The following is an 11207-nucleotide window of genomic DNA, read 5'->3' as shown; positions in this document are numbered from 1 at the left end:
CGGTGGATCAGTGCCAGATGGGTTGACTGACACTCCGCATTCGCGAGCAAGCCCGCTCCCACATTGGTTTTGTGGTGTTCTTCAGGCTTCAGGCTTCGGGCATCAGTTGTTGGCGGCATTCGAGGATCAGCTTCGCGCCGCCTCGTTCGCTGCTGCCGACTTCCAGTTTGAAACCGTGCAGGTTGATGATCGCCGCCACAATCGACAGCCCCAACCCAAACCCGCCTTGCTGTTGATTGCCTTCGTCCACTCGATAAAAACGCTGGAACACTGCCGCACGTTCCGCCGCCGGAATCCCGGGCCCGGAGTCGAGCACTTCGATGCGGGTGCTGCCGGCATCGTTCACGCCTCGCAGGATCACTTCGCCGCCCGGCGGGGTGAATTTGATCGAGTTGCTCAGCAGGTTGGCCAGGGCTTCGAACAGCAAGGCGCGATCGCCGGTGATCCACGGTAACGAGGCCGGCACTTGCAGCAGCAGTTCCATCTGGCCTTCTTCTGCCAACGGCAGGTAGAAGTCGTGGAGTTCCTGCAGCAAGGGCAGGGGATCAAGCACCAGGAAGCCCGAGCGGCGCTGATGGTCTTCCAGTTCGGAAATCCGCAGCAGGCCGCGAAAACGCGCCATCAAGGTGTCGGTCTCGGCGATGGCCGCGTCCAGTTGCAGGGCGTGGGGCGCGTCTTCATCAGCCTGTTGCTGGATTCGGTACAGCTGTGCCCGCAGGCGCGTGAGCGGGGTGCGCAGGTCGTGGGCGATGTTGTCGCACACGCCCTTGACCTCGTTCATCAGCTTCTCGATGCGGTCGAGCATCGCGTTGACGATGGCTGCCAGCATGTCCAGTTCGTCGCGTCGGTCGGACAATGGCAAACGGTGGGTCAGGTCGCCGGCCACGATGGCTTCGGCACTCGCCTGGATCCCGCGAATCCGCCGCAACGGGCGCCGCCTGAGCAGGTGCCAGCCGGCCGCGCCGGGAATGATCGTCAGGGTGATGCCCCACAGCAAGGCGTGCAGGATGATCCGCGTCACGCCGAACAGCGAGCCGTTGGCGCGCACCAGGATCAGCCAGCGGCCGTCTTCGGTGTGGGTGGCCACGGCGTCGCAGCTGTCGCGCGGCAGTTTCGGGTCGTCGGAGTCGATGCAGTTGGCCAGGGCGTGGATGTGCCCGTCCATTGGCAGGTCGGGCGGTATCACGCGGATCGGGCCGCTGATGGGGTTGAACTGATTGTCGAACAGGCCGTAGGCGTCAACGCCCTTCATGTCGAAGGTCATGCTGGTGGTCAGGGCTTCCACCAGCTCTTCGCCGTCAAACCGCTGGAACAGGTGCTGGCGCTGCATCAGGGAGTGGCGCGAGAGGTCGCCCAGGTAACCGGACACCTCGTAGTACAACACGCCCATGAGGATGCAGCTCCAGGCCACGAACAACGAACTGTAGAGCGCCAGCAGCCGGCTGCTGGAAGAGCGCCAGCCTTTAGAGGGGTTCAGCAATGACATACCCGGAACCTCGTACCGTGCGGATCAGCGGCGTGAGGCCCGGCGGGTCGATTTTTTTGCGCAGGCGACCGATGTGCACGTCGATCAGGTTGGTGCCCGGGTCGAAGTGATAACCCCAGACTTCCTCGAAGATCATCATCCGCGAGAGAATTTGCCCGGTGTTGCGCATCAGGAATTCCAGCAGTTTGTATTCGGTCGGCAACAGGCTCAGGGGCTGTTCGGCGCGGCTGGCTTCACGGCTGATCAGGTTCAGTTCCAGATCCGCTACGCGCAAGGCAGTTTCAAACTCCTTGACCGTGCTTTTGCGCCGCAGCAGCACTTCGACGCGGGCGGCCATTTCGTCGGAGGCGAACGGTTTGGTCAGGTAGTCATCACCACCGGCCCGCAGGCCACGTACCCGTTCATCCACATCGGAGAGGGCGCTGATCATCAGGATCGGCGTGGATACGCCGATGGTGCGCAGGGTGGTGACGATGGCCAGGCCATCCAGTTCCGGGAGCATGCGGTCGAGGGTGATCAGGTCGTAATCACCGCTGACGGCACGGACCAGGCCTTCGCGGCCATTGTCTACCCAGTCTACGTCCAGTCCATGGCTACTCAGCTCGGCAACGATCTCGCGGGCCGTTACGGCGTCGTCCTCGATGGTCAAAATGCGGGTCATAAGGATTACCTGGTGAGCGATTCACACTGAAGTGCGGGCATTTTGCCAAGAAATGATAGCCCGCTTCCTAAATAAAAATTTATGTAGGCACAAACGACACAATTCACCATAACCCGCTGAATCTGAACGAACGCTGTGTGTGTAGGATTTTTTGCATGCCATGGGGGGCGTACGGGTTATTTCCTACGAGGAATGCAATACGCCCGCCGCTCCGGGCCATTTCTTGCAAGTTGCATGGTTCAAATTAGTTCAACTTAATTAAGTTGTTGAAATATATGAAGTTTTAATTTTCGAGCTTCTGGCACGTCGCCTGCACTGTCCCTTTTGAGACTTGTAACACTATTTTTCATGCCTGGAGCAAAACAACAATGATTACATCCTCATCCACGCTGCAAGAGTCGAGCACGCTCTCCGGGGTTTCCTGGGGCGCGATCTTTGCCGGGGCCGCTGCCGCGGCTGCGCTGTCCTTGATTCTGGTACTGCTGGGCTTCGGCCTGGGCTTTTCGGCGGTGTCGCCGTGGGCCGACAGTGGCATCAGCGCCAAAGGGCTTGGCATTTCTACCATTGTCTGGCTGGCGGTTACGCAAATCATCGCGTCGGGGATGGGCGGTTACATCGCCGGTCGCCTGCGGGTGAAATGGGCCAATATGCACGGCGATGAGGTGTACTTTCGCGACACCGCCCATGGCTTCCTGGCCTGGGCCGTGGCGACACTGGTGACGGCGGTGCTGATCGTCGGTTCGGTCAGCAGTGTGGTCAGCGGTGGTGTGAAGGCCGGTGCCAGTGTGGCCTCGGGTGCCGTCAGTGGCATGAGCCAGGTGGCTGGCGCTGCCTCCAAGGGCGAAGACTTTGGCTACTACGTCGACAGCCTGTTCCGTGATGATCGCCCGGCCGCCGTCAGTGATGACGCGGTGCATGGTGTGGTCGCTCGCATCTTCGCTCGTACCGTGAGCAACAATGGTCAGCTGGCACCTGAAGACCGTGCTTACCTTGCACAGTTGATCAGCCAGCGGACCAACCTCAGCCAGGCCGATGCCGAGGCACGTGTTGACCAGGTCTATGGCCAGGCTCAAAAAGCCCTGGATGACGCCAAGTTGAAAGCCAAGCAGGCTGCCGACACGGCTGCAAAAGTGGCTGCCTACACGTCGCTGTGGACCTTCGTGGCGCTGTTGATCGGTGCGTTTTTTGCCAGCCTCGCTGCAACCTTTGGTGGTCGTCGCCGGGATGCCGTGGTGTATCTGGAAACCACTCCCCACACCACTTCCGTTCGTTAATTCAAGGAGAACGTCATGCGCTCATTACTGCTGTTTTTCCTCGGTGTGCCTATCCCGGTCATTATCCTGATCGCGATCTTCATGCACTGATCCTCAGGCTTGCTCGGTCCCCATGTGGGAGCGGGCTTGCTGGCGAAAAAAGCGGTGTATCAGTCACATATGAACTGGCTGATACACCGCTTTCGCGAGCAAGCCCGCTCCCACATTTTGTTTTGTGTCGTTGCTGCATTCCGGGCGAAGGCGAAATCTCCGGATTTTGTTAATTGTTGCTTAACCGCCTTTTGGCTAAGCTCCCGTCCCATGAGCCGCTATCTGCGTTTTTTCCTGGTCCTGCTGTTGAGTCTTGCGCTTCCCCTGACCGGGATGGCGGGTGTGCCGTCGAGCACCGAGCCGTGCCCGATGCAGATGTCCGACATGCAGATGATGAGCGACATGGCCCCTGACTGTTGCCAGGACGGCGCAGCCGCCGATCACAGCAAAAGCTGCAAGCCCGGCCAGGAGTGCAAGACCGGCGGCATGCTGCAATTGTCGATGCCGGTGCTCAAGGCCCCGGTGACTGCTTCCAATGCGCTGGTTGTCAGCGTCTCTTCTGATTTCATCCCCGACCGCACGCCGTCCGGCGTCTGGCGCCCGCCCCGTCGCTGAATCCTGTTGCACCTGAAGACTCGTCCCTGAACCGGGACGGCCTTGCTGTGGGCCGCGTAAAGCGGTGCGCAGCGCAACAGAACAGGACACTTCAAGATGAATTTCCTATGCGTGCGTGCCTTGGTGATGGGCGTGCTGGCGTGGCCGACGCTGGCGTCTGCGCTGACCCTGGATGAGGCCTTGCGCCTGGCGCAAAACAACGCGCCGTCGCTGACGGCTGAATCCTCCAAATTGCAGGCCGCGACCCAGGCGGCGATTCCGGCCGGCGAACTGCCGGACCCGAAACTGGTAGTAGGCCTGCAAAATTTCCCCGTTGGCGGGCCCAATCGCGGCACGTTGTATGGCGATGACATGACCGAGCAAATGATCGGCATCCAGCAACAAGTGCCCAGCCGCGACAAGCGCAAGGCACGGGTTGAGTTGGCGTCGGCCAGCGTGGACACGGCTGCCGCCGAAGGCCGGATCGAGCGCTTGAATGTGCGTCAGGCCACCGCCCAGGCGTGGATTCGCGCCTATGCGGTGGAGCGCAAAGAGGCACTGTTCAAGGACTTCTATCAGCAGAATCGCCTGCTGCAAGACACCGTGCGTGCGCAACTGGCCGGCGGTCGCGGGCAGCCTTCCGACGTCGTGATCCCGAAGCAGGAAGCGGCTGACCTGGCCGAGCGCGAGGATGAGCTGATCCAGCAACGCGCCCAGGCCCGGGCGGCCCTCAAGCGCTGGATCGGCCCGGCCGCCAGTGAAGCCCCCAGCGGGCAATTGCCGAACTGGAAAATCGACACCACCGGCTTCACCCACAACCTGCACCAGCACCCGGTTCTGCAAGCCTTTGCACCGCGCACCCGCGAGGCCGAAGCCCGGCTGAACGAGGCCAAGGCGCAAAAGACCTCGGACTGGAGTTGGGAAGTGGACTACCAGCACCGAGGCCGTGAGTACGGCGACATGGTCAGCCTGCAATTCACCTTCGATTTGCCGATCTTCCCCGGTCGCCGACAAAACCCCGGTATCGCCGCCAAGCAGGCCGAACTCGACCAACTGGACGCCGAACGCGAAGCCAAGACCCGTGAGCATACCCAGGAACTCGAAGACGACCTGGCCAACTACCAGCGCCTGGACCGCGCCGTGCAGCGCAGCCAGGACAGCCTGGTGCCGCTGGCCGAGGAGAAATTGTCGCTGAGCCTGGCGGGGTATCGCGCGGGCAAGGGCGACCTGATGAGCGTGGTCAGCGCCCGCCGCGAGTGGGTCGAGGCGCGCTTCAAACAGATTGATGCCATTGAACAGCGCGCCCTGACCGGCGCCCAGCTGTATTTTGCTTACGGGGAACCCGCCAATGAATAACCGAATCGTGAATATGGCCCTGTTGGGCGGCGTCCTGCTGCTGGGTCTGGGTGGCGGCTATTGGCTGGCGCAGACACGCGAGGCACAGCCGGCCATGGTCGGGACGATGCGGGCGCCGGACGAGAAAAAGGCGCTGTACTGGTACGACCCGATGTACCCGCAGCAAAAATTCGACAAGCCGGGCAAGTCGCCCTTCATGGACATGCAACTGGTGCCGCGCTACGCCGGTGGCGCCGAGGAGAGTGCGGCGATTCAGATCGACCCCAGCCTGACCCAGAACATCGGCGTGCGCCTGGCGAGCGTCAGCCGTGGGGTGCTGGCGTCGAGTCTTGAGCTGTCGGGAATCCTCGCCTTCAACGACCGCGATGTGGCGGTGGTGCAGGCGCGCGCTGCCGGATTTGTCGAGCGGGTTTACGCCCGTGCGCCGGGGGATGTGCTCAAGGCTCAGGCGCCCCTGGCTGACATTCTGGTGCCCGAATGGGCCGCCGCTCAGGAAGAGTTCCTTGCTCTGCGACATAGCGATCCAGGTTTGTTGGCTGCCGCCCGCCAGCGTCTGTGCTTGAGCGGATTGCCTGCCGGGTTGATCACGCAGATGGAGCGCAGCGGCCGGGTGCAATCGGTGATGACCATCATCACCCCGCTGGGCGGCGCGTTGCAAACCCTCGACGTACGCGAAGGCATGACCGTCGCGGCGGGCCAAACCCTGGCGCGGGTCAATGGCCTGGGCACCGTGTGGCTGCAGGTCGCCGTGCCTGAAGCCCAGGGCGCCGCGCTGGCCGTTGGGCAAACGGTCGAGAGCCGTTTTGTCGGGTTGCCGGGACAAGTCGTCAAAGGCACCGTCGCCGCGATTCTGCCGGCAACTGCCATGGACAGCCGCACCGTGCAGGTTCGGGTCGAACTGCCCAACCCTGACGGTATGTTGCGCCCCGGTATGACCGCCCAGGTGCGCCTGGCCCAATCCAGCGGCCAATCGGTGCTGTTGCTGCCGAGCGAGGCGTTGATTCGCACCGGCAAACGCGTGCTGGTGATGGTGGCCGAGGAGGGCGGGCGATATCGCCCGGTAGAAGTCCAGGTAGGTGCAGAAAACCAGGACAACACCGTCATCCTCGCCGGCCTGCAGGAAGGCCAGCAGGTGGTGGCCTCCGGTCAATTTCTGCTGGACTCCGAAGCAAGTTTGAAGGGAATTACCACTCAATCGTCCGGCGGTTTTTCAGATGAGGGGGCCATGGACGGCATGAGCATGCAACCGGGAGCCCGGCCATGATCGCCCTGTTGATTCGCTGGTCGGTGGCCAACCGCTTTTTGGTGTTGTTGGCGACTTTATTCGTGACGGCCTGGGGTTTGTGGGCGATCCAGAACACCCCGGTGGACGCCTTGCCGGACCTGTCGGATGTGCAGGTGATCATCCGCACGCCGTACCCGGGCCAGGCCCCGCAGATTGTCGAGAACCAGGTCACTTACCCGATGACCACCACCATGCTCTCGGTGCCGGGGGCGAAGACCGTGCGTGGCTTTTCGTTCTTCGGCGACAGCTATGTTTACGTGCTGTTCGACGAAGGCACCGACCTGTATTGGGCGCGCTCGCGGGTGCTGGAATACCTGAGCCAGTTGCAGGCGCGTTTGCCGGCATCGGCCAAGCCGGCGCTGGGCCCGGATGCCACCGGTGTCGGCTGGATCTACCAGTACGCGCTGGTGGACCGCACCGGAAAACACGACTTGGCGCAACTGCGCTCGTTGCAGGACTGGTTCCTCAAGTTCGAGCTCAAGACCCTGCCCAATGTCGCCGAAGTGGCGACCATCGGCGGCCAGGTCAAGCAGTACCAGGTGCAGATCGACCCGCTGGCCCTGGCCAGTCGCGGCATCACCCAGGCCCAGGTGGTGGAAGCCATCGGCAAGGCCAACCAGGAAACCGGCGGTTCGGTGCTGAACATGGGTGAGTCGGAATACATGGTGCGTGCGTCCGGCTACCTGAAAACCCTGGAGGACTTTCGCGGCATTCCCCTGCGGCTCGACACCCACAACGTGCCGGTGACCCTTGGGGATGTGGCGACGATCCAGCTGGGCCCGGACATGCGCCGGGGCATCAGTGAACTGGATGGCGAAGGCGAGGCGGTGGGCGGCGTGGTGATCCTGCGCAGCGGCAAGAACGCCCGCGAGGCCATCGCGGCGGTCAAGACCAAGCTGGAGCAACTGCAAACCAGCCTGCCGCCCGGGGTGGAAATCGTCACCACCTACGATCGCAGCAAACTCATCGATCGCGCCGTGGACAACCTCAGCCACAAGCTGCTCGAAGAGTTCCTGGTGGTGGCGCTGGTGTGCGGGATCTTCCTGTGGCACCTGCGCTCCTCGCTGGTGGCGATCATTTCGTTGCCGGTGGGGGTGTTGATTGCCTTTATCGTCATGCGCTTCCAGGGCATCAACGCGAACATCATGTCCCTGGGCGGGATTGCGATTGCCATCGGCGCGATGGTCGATGGCGCGGTGGTGATGATCGAGAATGCCCACAAGAAAATCGAAGCCTGGCACCACGCGCATCCGAACCAGGAATTGAAGGGAGAGGCGCATTGGAAGGTCATCACCGATGCAGCAGTGGAGGTGGGGCCGGCGTTGTTTTTCTGCCTGCTGATCATCACCTTGTCGTTTATCCCGGTGTTCACCCTGCAAGCCCAGGAAGGCCGCTTGTTCGGGCCGCTGGCCTACACCAAGACCTATGCCATGGCCGCTGCAGCGGGGTTGTCGGTGACCCTGATCCCGGTGCTGATGGGCTACTGGATTCGCGGGCGTATTCCCGATGAGCAACGCAACCCGCTGAATCGCGGCCTGATCAAACTCTACCAACCGGCCCTCGACGCGGTGCTGCGCTGGCCGCGCATGACCTTGCTGGTCGCGCTGCTGATGGTCGCCAGTGCGCTATGGCCAGTGTCGCACCTGGGCGGTGAATTCCTGCCGCCGCTGGATGAGGGCGACCTGTTGTATATGCCGTCGGCGTTGCCTGGTTTGTCGACGCAAACTGTCGGCGCATTGCTGCAACGTACCGACCGCTTGATCAAGAGCGTGCCGGAAGTCGCCCACGTGTTCGGCAAGGCCGGCCGCGCCGAAACCGCCACCGACCCGGCGCCGCTGGAAATGTTCGAAACCACCATCGAGTTCAAGCCGCGAGACCAATGGCGGCCGGGCATGACCCCGGAAAAACTGGTGAAGGAACTCGACCGGGTGGTGCAGGTGCCGGGGCTGACCAACATCTGGATTCCGCCAATCCGCAACCGTATCGACATGCTCGCCACCGGGGTCAAAAGCCCGATCGGCGTGAAGGTCGCGGGTTCCAGCCTGATGGACATCGACGCCGTGACCCAGGCCGTGGAAAAGGTCGCCAAGACGGTGCCCGGCGTCAGCTCGGCGCTGGCGGAACGCCTGACGGGCGGGCGCTACATCGACGTGGATATCGACCGCCCGGCCGCCGCGCGTTATGGCCTGAACATCACCGATGTGCAGTCCATTGTCTCCGGGGCGATTGGCGGGGAAAACATCGGCGAGACCGTCGAAGGCTTGGCGCGGTTTCCCATCAACCTGCGCTACCCGAAAGAATGGCGCGACTCGGTGAGCGCGTTGAGCAACCTGCCGATCTATACCCCGTCGGGTAGCCAGATCACCCTGGGCACCGTGGCCAGGATCAAGGTCAGCGAAGGCCCGCCGATGCTCAAGAGCGAAAACGCCCGGCCTTCCGGCTGGGTGTACATTGACGTGCGTGATCGCGACCTGGCGTCGGTGGTGAAGGACTTGCGTGAAGCGATCAACCAGAACGTGCAACTGCAACCGGGCATGAGCCTCAGCTACTCGGGGCAGTTCGAGTTCCTGGAGCGGGCCAATGAACGCCTGAAACTGGTGGTGCCGGCGACTTTGCTGATCATCTTCGTGCTGCTGTACCTGACGTTCCGGCGGGTGGATGAGGCGCTGCTGATCCTCGCCACGTTGCCGTTCGCGCTGACGGGTGGGGTGTGGTTGCTGTACTGGCTGGGCTTCAACCTGTCGGTGGCGACGGGTGTTGGATTTATCGCGTTGGCGGGGGTGTCGGCGGAGTTTGGCGTGATCATGCTGCTGTATTTGAAAAACGCCTGGGCCGAACGCCAGGGAGGAGGGGACCAGGCCCTGCTGGAAGCCATCACCGAAGGTGCCGTATTACGCGTGCGGCCCAAGGCGATGACCGTGGCCGTAATCATCGCCGGCTTGCTGCCGATCCTTTTAGGCGGCACCGGCAGCGAAGTCATGAGCCGGATTGCCGCCCCCATGATTGGCGGCATGCTCACAGCGCCCTTGCTCTCCCTCTTCGTCATCCCGGCGGCATATAGGCTAATGCGCAAATCCAAAAGCTAACGACAATCAAATGTGGGAGCGGGCTTGCTCGCGAAAGCGGTGTGTCAGTCGCCAGATGCCGTGGCTGACCCACCGCGTTCGCGAGCAAGCCCGCTCCCACATTTAGACCTCATTCAGCCTGACCCACCGCTCCTCCTTGGCCGCCACCCGAATCGCCGTGGCCAACCGCTCAATCTCCCAAGCCGCCGCAAAATCCGTCCCGTCACTGCCCTTGCCGGCCAACGCCATCACTAACTCATGCACCTCCAGCGTCTTCAACTCGTTGTACCCCAACTGATGCCCCGGCGCCGGACTGAACGCCGCATACCCTGGCAACGAAGGCCCCGCCAACACCCGCTGAAACCCCTCCTGCCCAACCCGAAACAGCTGCAATTCATTCAACCGTTCCTGATCAAACAACAACGTGCCCCGCGTGCCACTGATCTCAAAGCTCAGGTGATTCTTATACCCATGCTTCAGCCAGCTACTGCTCACCGTCCCCCGTGCCCCATTGGCAAACCGCAACAACGCATGCACCTGGTCATCCACCGCAATCTCCCGCAGCGTCTCACTCCCGGCGGTGGCAGGCCGCTGCCCGTGCACCGTTTGCGTATCGGCACACACACTCACCACATCCCCCACCAAATAGCGCGCCATGGACAGTAAATGACTGCCCAGATCCGCCAACGCACCGCCGGCATGTCCCACCTCACAGCGCCACGACCACGGCGACGCCGAATCCGCCATGAAATCCTCGCTGAATTCCCCCTGAAAACTGATGATTTCCCCCAACTCACCGCGGGCGATCAACTGCCGGGCCAAACCAATCATCGGGTTGTGCTGATAGTTGTAACCCACCCGCGTCACCACCCCGGCCTTGCTCGCCGCATCACGCATCGCGGCCGCCTGCTCCAGGCTCACCGCCAGCGGCTTCTCGCAATACACCGCCTTGCCTGCCGCCAGTGCAGCCATGGCCATGGGGTAGTGCAAATGGTTGGGAGTAGTGATGGCGACAACATCCACCTTGGGATCGTCAATCAACTGCTGCCAGTCGCCATGGGCCTGGGCAAACCCCCAGTCATTGGCGCAGCGTATTGCGCGCTCGGTATCGGCATCGGCCAGGGCGGCCAGCGTGAGCTTCACCGGCAGCTCGAACACCGCCCGCGCATTATTAAACGCCAAGGCGTGGGCACGCCCCATAAAGCCTGTACCAATCAGGCCGATTCCGAGTTCGCGCATAGCCGGGTTCCTTCGAATTATTGTATTGAGAAGCCTATTTATGGAATAAATATTCCCAAAACTCAACACATAGAATAAAAATTCATTCCCAAAGCCCACACCTCCCCCGTGGCGAGGGAGCTTGCTCCCGCTGGGCTGCGCAGCGGCCCCAAAAAGCGTAGGAGCGCTGCGCACTCCAGCGGAAGCAAGCCCCCTCACCCCAACAGCCCCCCACCAC

Annotated in this window: 8 protein-coding genes; 5 read left to right on the top strand and 3 right to left on the bottom strand. The window is 62.1% G+C overall.

The window, feature by feature from the left end; all coding sequences use genetic code 11:
• Nucleotides 1–88: 88 nt before the first annotated feature.
• Nucleotides 89–1486, bottom strand: coding sequence for a sensor histidine kinase (locus AC3WKX_RS19975; protein ID WP_003219725.1), 1398 nt, complete (start codon nt 1484–1486; stop codon nt 89–91).
• Nucleotides 1464–2147: a response regulator transcription factor gene (locus tag AC3WKX_RS19970; RefSeq protein ID WP_003219726.1), complete on the bottom strand. Its 684-nt coding sequence runs from the start codon at nt 2145–2147 to the stop codon at nt 1464–1466. The genes AC3WKX_RS19975 and AC3WKX_RS19970 overlap by 23 nt, the downstream gene beginning before the upstream one ends.
• 368 nt (nt 2148–2515) lie before the next feature.
• On the opposite strand from AC3WKX_RS19970, the gene AC3WKX_RS19965 reads away from it, so the two are divergent.
• The 5 genes from AC3WKX_RS19965 to AC3WKX_RS19945 all read left to right on the top strand — a co-directional run bounded on the left by AC3WKX_RS19965 (nt 2516) and on the right by AC3WKX_RS19945 (nt 9772).
• Nucleotides 2516–3421, top strand: coding sequence for a hypothetical protein (locus AC3WKX_RS19965; protein ID WP_003219728.1), 906 nt, complete (start codon nt 2516–2518; stop codon nt 3419–3421).
• Nucleotides 3422–3721: 300 nt separating this feature from the next.
• The gene (locus AC3WKX_RS19960; protein ID WP_087694115.1) at nt 3722–4066 is read left to right on the top strand and encodes a hypothetical protein; all 345 of its coding nucleotides are present in this window, start codon (nt 3722–3724) and stop codon (nt 4064–4066) included.
• Nucleotides 4067–4162: 96 nt separating this feature from the next.
• Nucleotides 4163–5401, top strand: a complete 1239-nt coding sequence (locus AC3WKX_RS19955; protein ID WP_102606345.1) for a TolC family protein — start codon at nt 4163–4165, stop codon at nt 5399–5401.
• On the top strand, nt 5394–6665 hold the full coding sequence (locus AC3WKX_RS19950) for an efflux RND transporter periplasmic adaptor subunit (RefSeq protein WP_102606344.1): 1272 nt from the start codon (nt 5394–5396) through the stop codon (nt 6663–6665). The genes AC3WKX_RS19955 and AC3WKX_RS19950 overlap by 8 nt, the downstream gene beginning before the upstream one ends.
• The gene (locus AC3WKX_RS19945; RefSeq protein WP_102606343.1) at nt 6662–9772 is read left to right on the top strand and encodes an efflux RND transporter permease subunit; all 3111 of its coding nucleotides are present in this window, start codon (nt 6662–6664) and stop codon (nt 9770–9772) included. The genes AC3WKX_RS19950 and AC3WKX_RS19945 overlap by 4 nt, the downstream gene beginning before the upstream one ends.
• A 102-nt stretch (nt 9773–9874) precedes the next feature.
• Here the strand turns inward: AC3WKX_RS19945 and AC3WKX_RS19940 are convergent, their stop codons facing one another.
• Nucleotides 9875–10990 (bottom strand): Gfo/Idh/MocA family protein, encoded by a 1116-nt coding sequence (locus AC3WKX_RS19940; RefSeq protein WP_087694111.1) that lies wholly within the window; start codon nt 10988–10990, stop codon nt 9875–9877.
• Nucleotides 10991–11207: the final 217 nt, after the last annotated feature.

This window comes from Pseudomonas sp. GP01-A4, from assembly GCF_058780865.1.
This window is presented reverse-complemented; position numbering and strand designations above follow the sequence as displayed.